This window comes from Lentzea kristufekii, assembly GCF_033949925.1.
GTDB classification, from domain to species: domain Bacteria; phylum Actinomycetota; class Actinomycetes; order Mycobacteriales; family Pseudonocardiaceae; genus Lentzea; species Lentzea kristufekii.
Genome location: NZ_JAXAVV010000001.1, coordinates 408,795 through 423,039, shown reverse-complemented (window position 1 = coordinate 423,039; position 14,245 = coordinate 408,795). Strand labels below are relative to the sequence as shown.

Sequence of the window (14,245 nt, the reverse complement as noted above, 5' to 3'; positions counted from 1 at the left end):
CAGGGGCAGGAGGAGTCAGCAGGTGATCATGGAGCCCTGGAGAAACCGTCCCAACAACGAGATCGTCCGCAAGGTCGTCAACGAGTTGGGTGCGTCGCTCCAGGGCCACCCGCTGGCCGAGCAGGCGCGCTACCGGATGCAGAAGTGGAACGACCCACGCGCGAAGCTCGAACGCAAGCGCAAGCGCACGAACGCCGTCCTCACGTTCTGGCTCATCGTGATCTCGATCCTCGGCACGCTCGCCGTGCTGGGCTTCACCGGTGTGCTCGGCACGTGGGCCGCCGTCACCGGGGCGATCGGCGCGGCGGTGCCTTCCGTCCTCGCCGTGCGCAGCGGCTTCAAGCTGCGTGAGCTCAAGGCGGACAAGGTGCGGCTGGAGCTCTCTCCGCCGCCACCGCCCAGGCCGCCGCTGCCCGCGCACGTGTCGTCCGCGCGCGTGCCGATGGAGAAGCTCCACGGTGCCGAGGACACGATGAACCAGCTGCTCGTGCAGCTCGACTCGCCCGCGCTCACGTCGATGCCGACCGAGTCCGTCCAGCACGCCCGGCAGACCGCCCAGGAGGCCTCGGCGGCCATCCGCGCGGTGTCGGCACAGCTCCAGGCCGTCGAACGGGCTCGCGACACCGCACCGCACCTGGAGCGCGCGGCGTTGGTCGAGGGCGTGCGGGTGCTCAGGATCCAACTGGCCGACGGCGTGGACCGCTACTGTGCGTTGGTGGCGGCCGCGGGCCATGCGCTGGCGGCGAGCACGCAGTTCCAGGACCCGCGCGAGGTGTTGGACGACGCCACGGACCACATGGCCGGTCTCGCGTCCGCGATGCGCGACGTCTCAGGCTATTCAGCGCACTAAAAAGTAACTTTCTGTAGTTGCCTGCGCCTATTCGGCGGTTCTCTCTGGAGATCCTTAGGGCAATCGTGTGATTATCGGACCGTTATCTAGCCGTAGCCGCTACATGGCGTGGCAGGATTCCGGGGCCGGTCTGCGGGAAGTCCGGCTGAATTGCCGGGAGGCAGTGCGTTGGCGTTGTGGACCGTGCACGGGGACGGTCGGATCACCGACAGTGAAACCGTCGCACCCCAGGAGAGGGTGAGCTGGCCGCTCACCATCGGGTTCGGAGTGCAGCACCTGGTCGCCATGTTCGGCGCGACGGTGATCGTTCCCACCGCCACCGGTCTTCCCGTCGCCACCACCCTGCTGTTCTCCGGCCTCGGCACACTGCTCTTCCTCGTCATCACCAAGAACCGCGTGCCGAGCTACCTCGGTTCGTCCTTCGCCTTCGTGGCCCCGCTGGTGGCCGCACGCGAACAGGGCATCGCGGCGCAGCTCGGCGGTGTCGTCGCCGCGGGCCTGCTGGTGATCGTCGTCGGCATCGCGGTCAAGGCGCTCGGTGTGCGGCTGCTGGAGTCGGTCATGCCGCCGGTCGTCACCGGTGCCGTCGTGATCCTCATCGGCCTGAACCTCTCGCGCCAGGCCACCTCGAACTTCAGCGAGCAGCCCCTGCTCGCCGGTCTGACCACGCTGGTGATCCTGCTGGCCGGCGTGCTGGGTCGCGGCCTGGTGTTCCGGTTCTCGATCCTGATCGGCTTCGTCGCGATCTGGATGGGCGGCCTGGCGTTCGGCGCCGTGTCGTCGGAACGGCTCGCCGCGCTGCGAGACGCGGCGTGGGTGGGCCTGCCGAAGCTCTACCAGCCCGAGCTGCGGCCGTCCGTGGTGCTGCTGATGCTGCCCGTCGTGATCGTGCTGGTGGCCGAGGTCGTCGGACACGTGAAGGCGGTCGCGGCCCTGACCGGCCGCAACCTCGACGGCAGCGCGGGCGACGCGATCATCGCGAACGGCCTGTCGACCGCGTTGTCCGGCCTCGGCGGAGGCGCCGGGACCACGACGTACTCCGAGAACATCGGCGTCATGGCCGTGACCCGCGTCTACACGACGGCGGCGTTCGCGTTCGCCGGTGTGTTCGCCACGCTGCTGGCGTTCTCCCCGAAGGCCATCGCGCTGTTCGGCACCATCCCGCCGGGCGTGCTCGGGGGCTGCACGCTCGTCCTCTACGGCCTGATCGTGCTGGTCGGCGTGCGGATCTGGATGGACCGCGGCGTCGACCTGGCGAACCCGGCGAACGCGATGGTCGGCGGTGCGGCGCTGGTGGCCGGCGTCGGCGACCTCACCATCGAGATCGGCGACCTGGAGATGGGCGGCATGGTGTGGGGTTCGCTGCTCGTCGTGATCCTGCACCCCGTGATGCGCTGGCTCAGGGCCGCGCGCCACACCTGAGTCACTTCAGCGCCCGGTTGATCCTCGACACGAGTCCAGGGCCTTCGTAGATGAACCCGGTGTAGATCTGCACGAGGCTCGCGCCGGCGTCGATCATGCGCTTGGCGTCGTCGGCGGACGCGATGCCGCCGACACCGATGACCGGCAGGTCGCTGTTCTTCGTGATGAACCGGACCACGTTGTTCGCGCGCTGGGTGAGCGGCTTGCCGCTGAGCCCGCCGGTCTCGCTCCTGTGCGCACTCGTGAGGCCCTCACGGCTGAGGGTGGTGTTCGTGGCGATGAGGCCCTTGATGCCGTTGTCGACGCACACCTGGATGACCTCGGCGATGGCGTCCTCGGTGAGGTCCGGCGCGATCTTGACCAGCATCGGCTTGTCCGTCGCCGCGGTCAGGGCCGCGACGAGTTCGGTGAGCGCGCCCTTGTCCTGCAGGCTGCGCAGACCGGGCGTGTTGGGCGAGCTCACGTTGATCGCGTAGTAGTCGCCATGGTTCTTCAGCGCGTTCAGCGAGTTCAGGTAGTCCTGCACGGCGTCCTCGACCGGCGTGATCTTGGACTTGCCGAGGCTGATGCCCAGCGGTGCCTTGAGCGGCGTCCTGTCGAGCTTCGCGGCAAGCGCTTGCGCACCCGCGTTGTTGAAGCCCATCCGGTTGATGATCGCCTCGTCCTCGCGGAGCCGGAACAGCCGGGGCTTGGGGTTGCCCGGCTGCGCGTGCCACGTGACGGTGCCGACCTCGACGAACCCGAAGCCGAGCGCACCCCACGCCGGCAGCGCCCGCCCGTCCTTGTCGAGGCCCGCCGCGAGCCCCACGGGGTTCGGGAAGCGGACGCCGAACACGGTGCGGGGGTTGTTCTGGTTGCGGGCGAACCTCGCCAGCGGGCTCAGCCGCGCCATGACGTCGAGCGTGGTCTCGTGGACCCGCTCCGCGTCGCCGCCGTGCATCCCGAACAACGCCCTGCGAACCACCTGCTTGTAAACCACGTGCTCACCCTATAACGCCAGCTCAGGGCGGGCGCACGCCCCTCTGGTACCTAGAGCGGCTTCGGCACCTTGATCGTCGCCTGCTCGTCCAGCGGCATCGTGGGCTTGGTCAGGAACGTCACCGGCAGTCCTCGCAGGCCGCGGCTCCCCAGCGACACGCGCCAGGACAGCGGCTGCGAGGTGTCCAGGGCCAGCCCGGCGCACCGCCCCAGCAGCGTCCGGAACGCCACCTCGCCCTCCAGCCGGGCCAGCGGCGCGCCCAGGCAGAAGTGGATGCCGTGCCCGAACGCGAGGTGCTGGCGGTCCGCCCGCTCGATGTTGAGCTGGTCGGCCCGCGGGTACCGGTTGCCGTCGTGCTCGGCGGAGGCCAGCGACAGCAGCACGACGTCGCCCGCCTGGATCTGCGCGCCGCCGATCGTCAGCGGCTGCGTCGCGAACCGCAGCAGGTGCGAGGTCGGCCCGTCGAACCGCAGGAACTCCTCGATGGCGCCCGGCAGCAGTGACGACGAGCGCTGCAGCAGTTCGAGCTGTTCGGGGTGGCGCAGCAACGCCAGCGCACCGTTGCCCACGAGGTCCACAGCGGTGGTGTAACCGGCCACGAGCAGCAGGAACGCCAGCGAGGCCAGTTCGCTGTCGGACAGCGCGGCCTCGCCGGTCGCGCGGGCCAGGCCGCCGATCAGGTCGTCGTCGCCGGAGGTCCGCTTGTGCGTGACGAGGTCGCGCAGGTAGCCGGAGGTCTCCTCGCGGGCCGAGGTCGCGTCACCGTCGGCGAGCCCGGTGACGACGTCCGCCCAGTAGCGGAAGTTCTCCTGGTCGACGGCGGGGACACCGAGCAGTTCCATGATCACGGTGATGGGCAGCGGCGCGGCGAAGTCCGCGATCAGGTCGCAGCGGCCGGAGTCCGCGAACCGCTCGGCCAGGGAGGCGGCGACCTGTTCGATCCGGGGACGCAGCGCGGCGATGCGGCGCGGCGTGAGCTGGCTCGACACCGCGCGGCGCAGCCTGGTGTGGTCGGGGCCGTCGCTGTTCATCATGTGGTCCGACAGGTCGCCGAACCACCACGACGCGAAGTGCGGATGGCCGCGCAGGGGTTCGGCGAGCGCGGAGCCGTGCGAGGACAGCAGCGGGTTGTCCAGCGCGGCGCGGACGTCGGGGTAGCGGGTCACGAGCCACATCGGCACGCCGAAGGTCTCGACCCGGTGCACGGGACCTGCGTCGCGCAGGCTCTTCAGCACCGCGTACGGGTCGTCGGTGAAGCCGGGGCGCAACGCATCCAGATTGACCGCCATATTGGGGCACACGGCTGGAAGAGCGTCTCGGTTCAATCTGATTGGCATTTTGGGCAGAAGTACACAAATCTGCCGTCGATCTCGTCCGATCGGACTCTTGTGCCGCAACGCAAACAGGGTTTGCCGGTCCGCTCGAAAACGTAGTGCTGCACGCGCAGGTCGCCGGTGGTGCTCTGTTCGGGCCGCCACTGGTTGGCCTGCAGCAGCTTGCGTGACAACGCAACCGCACGTGAGGCGTCCACAGATGACACCGGGGCGGTCGGCAGAGCGCGCAACAGGAAACAGACTTCCGCGCGGTAGAGATTGCCGACGCCGGCCATGACCCGCTGATCCAACAATGCGAGCCCGATCGCCCGGGAAGGATCGGCGGTCAACCGCTGAACGGCCTCAGCGGCGTCGAACTCGGCTGACAGAAGATCAGGTCCGAGGTGGGAGATGAGCCGATCCTCCTCGGTGGTCGGCAGGAACTCCAGGTCGTGCAAGGCGAATCCGATGGCCTGCCGGTCGTCCACCTCGAACACCGCGCGGGCCTGGTGCGCGGGACGGCGCCAGCGCTCGCCGGGCCGGTAGAGGTGCCACGAGCCGTCCATGCGGAAGTGGCTGCGCAGGCTGTTGCCGTCGGAGAACCGGGTGAACATGTGCTTGCCGTACGTGCGCACGCCGAGCACGTCCAGACCGGTCAGGTCCAGCGCGGCCAGCCGGGGATGACGCAGTTCCCCGCGTCGCAGCGTCTTCCCGGCCAGCGCCTCGTGCATGCGATGACCGGCCAGGAAGACCGTGTCCCCTTCAGGCATCCACCGCTTCCTGGATCTCGTCGTCGTCGAAGTCGTGGTGCACGGCCCGGCGCCGGCTCCGCGAGATGCGCTGGATGCGGGCGAGCAGCAGGTTGAACGCCAGCGCGACCTCACGTGCGCCGGGAGTACCCCACTCGTGGATCGGCATGCACGCGCCCTGTGCCTGCTGCACGGCGAGACGGTCCGGCAACGCCACCGGCATCACCAACGGGCCGAAGATGTCCCTCAGCTCTTCGATGCGGAACTGGTGCTCGTGCGAACGCGGCCGCACGCGGTTCACGACGACACCCAGCGGCTGCAGGTCGGCGTTGTTGCTCTCCCGCTCGTTCTGCACCGCCTCGAACGCCCGCTGCACACCCGCCACCGCGAACATCGTCGGCTCCGTGACCAGCAACGCGCGGTCGGCCGCCACCAGCGCCGAGCGGGTCAGCTGGCCCAGCGACGGCGGGCAGTCGAGCAGCACGAGGTGGTACGGGAACTCGTCGTACATGTCCCGCAACGTGCGCAGCGCGTCTTTCAGGCGGTGCAGCCGCGACTCGTTCGGATCGGGGTGGTTGAGCAGCTCGGCGTCCTCGGACCCGGACAGCACGTCGATGCCGTCACCCCACCTGCTCGGGCGGATGGCCTCTTCCAGGTTCTCCTCGGACGGGTCCTGCAGGACGTCGTAGATGCTGGCCTTGGACTCCTCTGGCTCGAGCGTCGACGTGGCGTTGCACTGGGGATCAAGATCGATCACCAGAGTGCGGACACCACGGCGGAGAGCGGCAGAGGCCAGGCCGAGCACCACCGTCGTCTTGCCGACGCCTCCCTTGAGGCTGAGCACGGACACCGTATGCACAGACCTACTCTAGGGTCTCCTACTCTGTTGGACATGCGACCGGACGCCGTACAGAGGGTGCTCGACGCCGAATTGGCCGCCGCACGCGAGCGCAGGGGTGGAGAACACCCCCGTGTGCTCGACGTTGGTGGTGGCAGCGGTGTCTGGGCCGTTCCCCTAGCCGCAGCGGGATGCGCGGTCACGGTCGTGGAGCCTTCGCCGAACGCACTGGCCACGCTGAACACCCGTGCGCGCGAAGCCGGTGTGACCATCAACGCAGTCCAGGGCGACACGGACTCGTTGGGCGTCCCCGCCGGTGAGGCCGATCTGGTGCTGGCGCACGGGCTGCTGGAGGTCGTGGACGACGCGCCCGCCGCGCTCGCCTCGCTGGCCGCCGCGGTGGCGCCCGGCGGCGCGGTGTCGGTGCTGGTCGCGAACCGGTTCGCGGCGATCCTGCACCGCGCGATCGCGGGTCGCATCGTCGACGCGCGGAGACTGCTGGACGACGACGCGGGGCAGCTCGCGGGCACGCGCGACCCGTTGCAGCGCCGGTTCGACGTCGCCGGACTCGAGAAACTCGTCCTCGAAGCCGGTCTGTCCGTGGAGATCCTGCAAGGCCACGGGGTAGTTTCTGATCTCGTGCCCGGCGTGGTGCTGGACGCGAATCCGGGTGCCGCCGACGCGCTCGCCGAGCTGGAACTGGCCGCCGCCACGCGGTCCCCGCTCCGGGACGTCGCCGCCCGCCTGCACGTGCTCGCCCGCCGCACGTCTTGAAACCCTTTGCAATCGGGACTTTTATGACACTGATGAGTGGTCCCAAACAACTCGGCGGCGAAAGATAATGTCTTCGCTGCCGACGTAGGGACCAACGCGATGGAAAGTTCCGACCTGCTGGCCTCATTGGTCAACGAGGCCGTTGCGGGTGACCGGCACGCCGTCGAACGGCTGCTGGCCTCCGTGCGCCCGCTCGTGGCGCGGTACTGCCGTGCGCGCGTCGGTCGCAACGAAAGGGCGTACGCGTCGGCGGACGACGTGGCGCAGGAGGTCTGCCTGGCGGTGCTCACGGCGCTGCCCACCTATCGCGAACAGGGGAGACCGTTCCTGGCGTTCGTCTACGGCATCGCCGCGCACAAGGTCGCGGACGCGCACCGGGTCTCGGCGCGCAACCGGTCCGAGCCCGTCGCCGAGGTGCCGGACGGTCCGTCGCCGGCCGTCGACCCCGAGGAGAACGCGCTGCTCGGTTCGCTCTCGGCGCGGCTCGGTCAGTTGCTGCGAGGCCTGCCGCACAAGCAGCGCGAGATCCTGCTGCTGCGCGTGGTGGTCGGGCTGACGGCGGAGGAGACGGCCGAAGCGATCGGTTCGACGCCTGGAGCCGTGAGGGTGGCTCAGCACCGTGCGCTGGCCAAGCTCCGCACGTCCGTGGGGGTCGAGGAGTTGATTTGACCGGTGCCTTCTACGACGACCTGTCCGGGACGTACGACCTGATGTTCCCGGACTGGGACGCGTCGATGGCCCGGCAGGCGTCGCAGCTCGCGGAGTTCATCCCGGCGGGCGCGCGCGTTCTCGACTGTGCGTGCGGCATCGGCACGCAGGCGATCGGTCTGGCTCTGCGCGGTTATGAGGTCGTGGGCGCCGATCTGAGTCCCAAGGCGGCTTCTCGGGCCGTTGTGGAGGCCTCTGCACGTGGGGTCACGTTGCCCGTGTTCGCTGCTGACATGCGTTCGCTGCCGTTCGCGGATGCCTCATTCGACGTCGTGCTCGCGGCGGACAACGCGTTACCCCATTTGCTGACTGCTCACGAAGTCCTGGCGGCGCTGCGGGAGATGCGGCGTGTGCTCCGTCCCGGAGGCCGGCTCATCCTCTCGACGCGCGACTACGACGCGATCCGGAACGAGCGGCCGTTGTCGACTCCTCCGTCCGTCGGGCCAGGCCGCGTCGTGTGGTTCCAGCTCTGGCATTGGGACGGCGATCGGTACGAACTGGAGATGTTCCGGCTCCACGAAACCGACTCGTGGCGCGTCGTGGTGGGCAAGGCACGGTATTGGGCGGTTACTCGTCATGAAATCACCGAATTGGCGGAACGCGCGGGTTTCGGTTACGTGGAGTGGTCGCTCCACGCCTATTACCAACCGCTGTTCGTTGCTGCAAACGGGTGACGTTTGAAGTTTCTCCCTACTTTCCGCATAAGGAGTGACGCGTCGCACGTCTCCTCCACGGGACGTCGACGAGGGGACGCTTCGAATGGAGAGTTCGGCTTTATCCGCAGAACTGGTCAGCCTGGCCGTGCAAGGCGAGCGCAGGGCCACTGACCAGCTACTTCGCTACCTGCGACCGCTGGTGGTGAAGTACTGTCGCGCGCGTGTCGGTCGCTCCGCGACAACTGCGGACGACGTCGCGCAGGAGGTCTGCCTGGCCGTGCTGACGGCCCTTCCGAAGTATCGGGAGCAAGGTAGACCGTTCCTCGCGTTCGTCTACGGCATCGCCGCGCACAAGGTCGCCGACGCTCATCGCGCGCTGGCTCGTAACCGAGCGGAGCCGGTGGCCGAGGTGCCGGATCAAGCCGTGCGGGGTGTCGGACCGGAGGAGTTCGTCCTCCAGGACGAGCTGAACGGCACACTCGGCCGGCTGCTGCACGTCCTGCCGGCCAAGCAGCGCGAGATTCTCGTGCTGCGCGTCGTGGTGGGTCTGTCCGCGGAGGAAACGGCGGAAGCCGTGGGGTCGACGCCGGGTGCGGTTCGTGTCGCACAGCACCGGGCGATCGGTCGCCTTCGCAAGGAGATCGCGTCATTGGCTGTCCCGATCGGGTGACAATCGTTTGCGTTTGTTACGAGTCGTGGCGAGTGCGTGGGGTGGACGCACCCAAACGACATACCTAGAGGGCAGGAAGACGCCGACATAGGGACCAGGGGGCATGGGAAGTTCGGACTCAGCGCTTGCCGCCGACCGGCTGCGCATCGACGGGGTGCTGGTCCAGCACTTTCGCGAGTCAGGGCTGTCCGGGCCTCGCTGGGACCAGTTCCACCGTCAGCTTCTCGGGCACGGACTCACGATCGTTACGAAGCTCGTGTGGTCCGGCGCCATCTTCTCCCGCTGCGGGCGGCAAGGCCGCTACCTGCGCCAGCAGGAAATCTCGCGGCAGGAGGCCGAGGAAATGGCGAGCGACGCGGTGTACGAGGGGTTCGTCTACTTCCGGGAGCGGGGTCTGCTCGGCCGGGAGTGGTCGGTCGAGCACGGGCAGCCGTTGAACGAGTACTTCGTCAACGCCTGCGTGCTCGCGTTCCCGAACGTGTACCGCCGCTGGCAGACGCATGCACACGGCTGGCAGGACGTACGGCTCGTGGAGACGCTGGCTTCGCTCGAAAATGTCGTGGCCGAGGGGACACCCGAGGACGCGGTCATCGAGCAGGCGGCGGCGAACGCCGCGTTCGCCACGCTGAGCGAGGACAGCAAGCGGTTGCTCTTCCTTCATGACCAGGGCTATTCGCATGCGGAGATCGGTGAGTTGATGCGACTCACCCCGCGCGCGGTCGAAGGACGGATCCGGCGGGCGCGACTCGCGGTGCGCCGGCGTCCAGAAGAGGAACGGTGATCTGCGTGGAGTTCACACCCGGCCTGCACCGCAAGGTGCCCGCGGAAGCCGTTCAGGGCTCGTCCGTGGGTGGGCCGGTCTCCGCTTCCAGGGGGACCCTCGACGCGTTGGTCGAGCGGACCGCCGGTGGCGCTCAGGAGCCGGTCGACCCGCCGGCGCCCTCCTACTACTCGAGCCGCCCGCAGACCGCGGACGAGCATGTCGCGCGCGCTGTCACCGGTGACCGTGCCGCCATCGAACGGCTGCTCGGCACCATCCGGCCGTTGATCGTGCGGTACTGCCGTGCGCGCGTTGGATCGTTCGCGTCGGCGGACGACGTGGCGCAGGACGTGTGCCTGGCCGTGCTGACCTCGTTGCCGTCGTATCGCGACCAGGGGCGTCCGTTCCTGGCGTTCGTCTACGGGATCGCGGCGCACAAGGTGGCGGACTCGTTCCGCAGCTTCTCGCGCAACCGCGCCGAGGCCGTGCCCGAACTCCCGGAGTCGATGGACACCGCGGCCGGGCCTGAGCAGCGCGCGATGCAAGGAGAGCTCTCGGATCAGATGGCGACGCTTCTGCGCGTGCTGCCCGAGAAGCAGCGCGAGATCGTCGTGCTGCGCGTGATGGTGGGGTTGTCGGCGGAGGAGACGGCCGAGGCGGTCGGATCGACGCCGGGTGCGGTCCGGGTGGCCCAGCACCGGGCGCTGTCGCGGTTGCGCAAGGAGCTCAATAGCGCCAGCGAGTGACGTTGGCGATGCCCTGCGGGCTCGCGTCCTTGTACCGCTCCATCTCGCCGCGCCGCACGTCGGCGATCGTGCCGGCGAGCTCCTGCCCGAACGCCGCGGTGAGCACGGCGTCCTTCTCGAACTCGTCGACGGCTTCCCGGAGCGACGTGGGCAGGCGCGGGACGTCGGCGAGCAGTGCCGGGTCGACGTTGAGACCTTCGGGCAGCGCGGCCTGCGTGGCGATGCCGTCCAGGCCGGCCGCGACCACACCCGCGACGACGAGGTACGGGTTCGCGGTCAGGTCGAAGCACTTGATCTCCAGGTTGTCCCGGATCAGGCGTAGCGCCGTTTCGCGGTTCTCCTCGCCCCACGCCACGAACGGTGCGGCCCACGTGTTCGGCACGAGCCTGAGGTAGCTCGCGAGAGAAGGTGCGCCGATCGCGCACAACGCGCGGAGGTGGTTGAGGATGCCCGCGCTGAACTGCTTCGCCTCGTCCTGGAAGCCGTCGAAGAGGTTCGTGCCGTCGCGCCAGAGGCTGAGGTGCAGGTGGCCGCCGTTGCCGACGCCGCCGTTGACGACCTTGGGGGAGAACGACGGGCGCATTCCGTGCCGGATCGTGACGGCGCGGATGGTCTCCTTGACGAGCACCGCGGTGTCCGCCGCGGCCACGAGGTCCTCCGGCGCGGTGGAGACCTCGAACTGGCCGGCGGCGTACTCGGGGTGGAACTGGAGGACCTCGACGTCCTGCTGGTCCAGGGCGTCGAGGAGGTCGACGCAGTAGTCGGACAGCTCGACCTGGCGGGCGTGGCCGTACGCGGATCCACTGGTCGCGGGGACCCAGTCGTCGGTCCCGGTCTTGCCCAGGCACCACTCGATCTCGAAGCCCGCCTGGGCGGTGAGGCCCGCGTCGGCGAGGTTCTGGACGGCCTTGCGGGCCTGCAGGCGCTGGTCCATCGGGTAGGGGACACCGCTCTGGAAGTGGCGGTCGGCGGGGGCCCAGGCCCAGCCCGGCTGGCCCGCGAGCACGGTGAGGCGATCGAGGTCTGGGTGCAGGCGCAGGTCACCGACCGGGCCGCCGGCGAACCGGCCCTGGATGATGAAGTCGTCGAACAGGAAGACGTCGAACACCGGTGACGCGCCCACGCCGTGCGCCGCCGCGTGGGCCAGTCTGCGCAGGGGAACGGACTTGGTGCGGAGGATGCCGCTGTTGTCGACCCAGGTGAGCGCCACGACGCTGACGTCTCGCGCGTTGAGCCCGTCGAAGAGTTCCGTCGCCCGATCGAACCGCTGGTCCCGTTCCGCAGAGTCCACGATCCTAAGGTTATGGGCATCTTGCCGTTCGTCGCCGAACTCGGGCTGATAGATCACCACTGCCATGGTGTGCTGCGCACCGACAGCGCTCGCCCGGAGTTCGAGTCGTTGTTGTTGGAGGCCGATGCGGTCTCCCCGCTGGGCGGGTCGTTCTTCGACTCGGCCCTCGGGTTCGCGGTGCGGCGCTGGTGTGCGCCGTTGCTGGACCTGCCTCGGCACGCGTCCGCCGACGAGTACCTCGAACGGCGGAACTCGTTGCACATCGCCGAGGTGTCGCGCACGTTCCTGATGGCGTCCGGGATCCACACGTTCCTGGTGGACGGCGGGTTCCAGCCCGACCGGCTGTTGTCGGCCGCCGAGCTGGCCGGGCTGGGCGGGGGTGTGGCGCACGAGATCGTGCGGCTGGAGGTGCTGGCGGAGACTTTGAGGCCTTCGGTTTCGCCCTCCGAGTTCGTTGATCTTGTTCGCTCGGGGCTCGCCTCGTCGTCGGCGGTGGGGGCGAAGTCCGTTGCGGCGTACCGGATCGGGCTCGGTCTTCCTGGCGTGCGGCCTGCTGACGCGGAGGTGGAGCGCGCGGTGGCGGCGTGGTCCGGCGGGCGGCTGGAGGACCCCGTGGTGATCACCTGGCTGGCTTGGGAGGCGTTGGACGCCGGGCTGCCGTTGCAGTTCCACGTGGGGTACGGCGACTCGGACCTCGATCTGCACCAGTGCGATCCGTCGTTGCTGACGCCGTTCCTGAGGGCGACCGCTGCTCTTGGTGTTCCGGTGCTGCTGCTGCACAGCTACCCGTTCCACCGGCAGGCCGGGTACCTCGCGCAGGTGTTCCCGCACGTGTTCTGCGACCTCGGGCTGGCGACGCACGGGCTGGGGCATCAGGCGTCGCGGGTGTTCGCTGAGGCGTTGGAGATCGTGCCGTACGGGAAGTTCCTGTTCTCCTCTGATGCCTTCGCTCTGCCCGAGTTGTACTACCTCGGCGCGTTGATGTTCCGGCGCGCGTTGTCGGACTTCCTGGCTGATGGGTTGCGCAGTGATGCGTTCGCGGACGACGACGCGCATCGCATCGCACGGCTCATCGCGTCGGAGAACGCCTCGCGAATCTACAAACTGTAGGATTTGCGTCGAACTGACGTTCGAAAGGGGTGTTCATGGGTCGCAGTGCGAACCTGCCACGCGGCCTGGTCGATCGGTTCCGTGCGCGTGATGGCGTCTGGCCTGACGACACGGGCTGCCGGATGCTGCACGTCGACATGGACGCCTTCTACGCGTCGGTGGAGATCCGCGAACGCCCTGAGCTCGAATCCGTGCCTGTCGTTGTCGGTGGCGTCGGCGGGCGGGGCGTCGTGAGTTCCGCGAACTACCTCGCGCGTGAGTACGGCGTGCGTTCCGCGATGCCCACCGCGCATGCCCGCCGTCTGGCGCCTCACGCCGTGTACCTGCCGCCGCAGTTCGATCTCTACCAGGAGGTCTCGCGCGGGGTCATGGCGATCTTCCGCGACATCACCCCGCTGGTGGAGCCCCTCTCGCTGGACGAGGCGTTTCTCGACGTCGGTGGCGCGCTCCGCCGGCTCGGCCTGACGCCCGGTGGCATCGGTGAGTTGATCAGGTCCCGCGTGCTGGCCGACCAGGGCGTGTCCTGTTCGGTCGGGGTGGCGTCGACGAAGTTCCTCGCGAAGCTCGCCTCGGGCATGTGCAAGCCCGACGGCATGATGGTCGTTCCTGCTGCTGCTTCTCTCGAGTTCCTGCACCCGCTGCCGGTCTCCGCTTTGTGGGGCGTGGGCGCGAAAACCGCGGCGAGGCTCGAGGGACTGGGGCTGGAGACCGTCGCCGACGTGGCCGCCATGCCTCTTCCCCGCCTGCGTCGCAAGATCGGCGTCGCCCTGGCGGAGCACCTGTACGCGCTGGCCTCCGGCGTGGACGACCGCGCGGTGGTTCCGGAGTCGCGGGAGAAGTCGATCGGCGCCGAGGAGACCTTCGAGGTCGACGTCGCCGACCGCGCGCTGCTGCGCCGCGAGTTGCTGCGGCTGTCGGAGCGCTCGACGGGTTCGTTGCGCGCCAAGGGTTTGCGCGGTCGGACGGTGTCGATCAAAGTCCGCTTCTCGGACTTCACGACGATCACCCGCTCCCGCACCCTGCCGGTGTCGACCGACGTGACCCAGGAGGTCTACCGGGTGGCCGCCGAGCTCCTGGACACCCAGGTCCCGCCCGGCGACGTCCGCCTGATCGGCGTCCGAATAGAGGGTCTTGACAACGCCGACTCCGCCCAGCAGCTGATCTTCGACGCCCCAGAACGAGGCTGGCGCGAAGCCGAACAAGCCGCCGACCAGGCCCGTTCCCGCTTCGGCTCGCTAGCCGTCCGCCCCGCCTCACTGCTCCGCGACAGTCCAGAAAGGACAGCGGACTTCGAACCGAAGCCCGAGTGATCGCGACTTGTCCACACCCCCCGACCTGTCCACAGATCCCGCCGCCCCCGGACTTCCCCGCCGCCCCCA

The 14,245-nt window shown here is 68.9% G+C and carries 15 protein-coding genes; 10 read left to right on the top strand and 5 right to left on the bottom strand.

Features of this window, described 5'->3' with window-relative positions:
* Positions 1 to 28: 28 nt before the first annotated feature.
* Both pspM and SK571_RS02050 read left to right on the top strand, forming a co-directional pair.
* The gene (gene pspM / locus SK571_RS02055; protein WP_319982290.1) at positions 29 to 850 is read left to right on the top strand and encodes a phage shock envelope stress response protein PspM; all 822 of its coding nucleotides are present in this window, start codon (positions 29 to 31) and stop codon (positions 848 to 850) included.
* Positions 851 to 1,087: 237 nt separating this feature from the next.
* Positions 1,088 to 2,272, top strand: coding sequence for a uracil-xanthine permease family protein (locus SK571_RS02050; RefSeq protein ID WP_319982289.1), 1,185 nt, complete (start codon positions 1,088 to 1,090; stop codon positions 2,270 to 2,272).
* A 1-nt stretch (position 2,273) separates the two neighbouring features.
* Here the strand turns inward: SK571_RS02050 and SK571_RS02045 are convergent, their stop codons facing one another.
* The 4 genes from SK571_RS02045 to SK571_RS02030 are packed head-to-tail and all read right to left on the bottom strand — an operon-like array spanning position 2,274 to position 6,172.
* Positions 2,274 to 3,251 (bottom strand): quinone-dependent dihydroorotate dehydrogenase, encoded by a 978-nt coding sequence (locus SK571_RS02045; RefSeq protein WP_319982288.1) that lies wholly within the window; start codon positions 3,249 to 3,251, stop codon positions 2,274 to 2,276.
* A 50-nt stretch (positions 3,252 to 3,301) separates the two neighbouring features.
* Positions 3,302 to 4,540 carry a cytochrome P450 family protein gene (locus SK571_RS02040; protein ID WP_319982287.1) on the bottom strand — a complete coding sequence of 413 codons (1,239 nt, stop codon included), beginning with the start codon at positions 4,538 to 4,540 and terminating at the stop codon, positions 3,302 to 3,304.
* Between the two features lie 32 nt (positions 4,541 to 4,572).
* On the bottom strand, positions 4,573 to 5,334 hold the full coding sequence (locus SK571_RS02035; RefSeq protein ID WP_319982286.1) for an Fpg/Nei family DNA glycosylase: 762 nt from the start codon (positions 5,332 to 5,334) through the stop codon (positions 4,573 to 4,575).
* Positions 5,327 to 6,172 (bottom strand): ParA family protein, encoded by an 846-nt coding sequence (locus tag SK571_RS02030; RefSeq protein ID WP_090073930.1) that lies wholly within the window; start codon positions 6,170 to 6,172, stop codon positions 5,327 to 5,329. Before SK571_RS02030 ends, SK571_RS02035 begins: the two co-directional genes overlap by 8 nt.
* Positions 6,173 to 6,205: 33 nt before the next feature.
* Here SK571_RS02030 and SK571_RS02025 point away from each other — a divergent pair, with 33 nt between their 5' ends.
* From SK571_RS02025 to shbA, 6 genes are all read left to right on the top strand, one after another.
* The gene (locus tag SK571_RS02025) at positions 6,206 to 6,925 is read left to right on the top strand and encodes a class I SAM-dependent methyltransferase (RefSeq protein WP_319982285.1); all 720 of its coding nucleotides are present in this window, start codon (positions 6,206 to 6,208) and stop codon (positions 6,923 to 6,925) included.
* Between the two features lie 99 nt (positions 6,926 to 7,024).
* Positions 7,025 to 7,594, top strand: coding sequence for a sigma-70 family RNA polymerase sigma factor (locus tag SK571_RS02020; RefSeq protein ID WP_319982284.1), 570 nt, complete (start codon positions 7,025 to 7,027; stop codon positions 7,592 to 7,594).
* A complete protein-coding gene (locus SK571_RS02015) occupies positions 7,591 to 8,307 on the top strand; it encodes a class I SAM-dependent methyltransferase (protein ID WP_319982283.1) in 717 nt (238 codons plus the stop codon). The genes SK571_RS02020 and SK571_RS02015 overlap by 4 nt, the downstream gene beginning before the upstream one ends.
* A gap of 85 nt (positions 8,308 to 8,392) precedes the next feature.
* Positions 8,393 to 8,959, top strand: a complete 567-nt coding sequence (locus SK571_RS02010; protein WP_319982548.1) for a sigma-70 family RNA polymerase sigma factor — start codon at positions 8,393 to 8,395, stop codon at positions 8,957 to 8,959.
* Positions 8,960 to 9,062: 103 nt separating this feature from the next.
* On the top strand, positions 9,063 to 9,740 hold the full coding sequence (locus SK571_RS02005) for a sigma factor-like helix-turn-helix DNA-binding protein (protein WP_319982282.1): 678 nt from the start codon (positions 9,063 to 9,065) through the stop codon (positions 9,738 to 9,740).
* Positions 9,741 to 9,973: 233 nt separating this feature from the next.
* Complete coding sequence (shbA, locus tag SK571_RS02000; RefSeq protein ID WP_319982547.1) at positions 9,974 to 10,465, top strand: RNA polymerase sigma factor ShbA; 492 nt, start codon at positions 9,974 to 9,976, stop codon at positions 10,463 to 10,465.
* Here shbA and SK571_RS01995 read toward each other — a convergent pair.
* A complete protein-coding gene (locus SK571_RS01995) occupies positions 10,446 to 11,756 on the bottom strand; it encodes a type I glutamate--ammonia ligase (RefSeq protein ID WP_319982281.1) in 1,311 nt (436 codons plus the stop codon). The genes shbA and SK571_RS01995 overlap by 20 nt on opposite strands.
* A gap of 12 nt (positions 11,757 to 11,768) precedes the next feature.
* Between SK571_RS01995 and SK571_RS01990 the strand changes: the two genes are divergently transcribed.
* Both SK571_RS01990 and SK571_RS01985 read left to right on the top strand, forming a co-directional pair.
* Complete coding sequence (locus SK571_RS01990; RefSeq protein WP_319982280.1) at positions 11,769 to 12,866, top strand: amidohydrolase family protein; 1,098 nt, start codon at positions 11,769 to 11,771, stop codon at positions 12,864 to 12,866.
* 35 nt (positions 12,867 to 12,901) lie between these two features.
* Positions 12,902 to 14,176, top strand: coding sequence for a DNA polymerase IV (locus SK571_RS01985; protein ID WP_319982279.1), 1,275 nt, complete (start codon positions 12,902 to 12,904; stop codon positions 14,174 to 14,176).
* Positions 14,177 to 14,245: the final 69 nt, after the last annotated feature.

Bases quoted from the DNA above. Each gene is read 5' to 3' on its own strand.
- SK571_RS02020 (WP_319982284.1), top strand. From the start codon at position 7,025: ATGGAAAGTTCCGACCTGCTGGCCTCATTGGTCAACGAGGCCGTTGCG.
- SK571_RS02005 (WP_319982282.1), top strand. From the start codon at position 9,063: ATGGGAAGTTCGGACTCAGCGCTTGCCGCCGACCGGCTGCGCATCGAC.
- SK571_RS02040 (WP_319982287.1), bottom strand. From the start codon at position 4,540: ATGGCGGTCAATCTGGATGCGTTGCGCCCCGGCTTCACCGACGACCCG.
- SK571_RS02010 (WP_319982548.1), top strand. From the start codon at position 8,393: ATGGAGAGTTCGGCTTTATCCGCAGAACTGGTCAGCCTGGCCGTGCAA.
- SK571_RS01985 (WP_319982279.1), top strand. From the start codon at position 12,902: ATGGGTCGCAGTGCGAACCTGCCACGCGGCCTGGTCGATCGGTTCCGT.
- SK571_RS01990 (WP_319982280.1), top strand. From the start codon at position 11,769: ATGGGCATCTTGCCGTTCGTCGCCGAACTCGGGCTGATAGATCACCAC.
- SK571_RS02025 (WP_319982285.1), top strand. From the start codon at position 6,206: ATGCGACCGGACGCCGTACAGAGGGTGCTCGACGCCGAATTGGCCGCC.
- pspM (WP_319982290.1), top strand. From the start codon at position 29: ATGGAGCCCTGGAGAAACCGTCCCAACAACGAGATCGTCCGCAAGGTC.
- SK571_RS02035 (WP_319982286.1), bottom strand. From the start codon at position 5,334: ATGCCTGAAGGGGACACGGTCTTCCTGGCCGGTCATCGCATGCACGAG.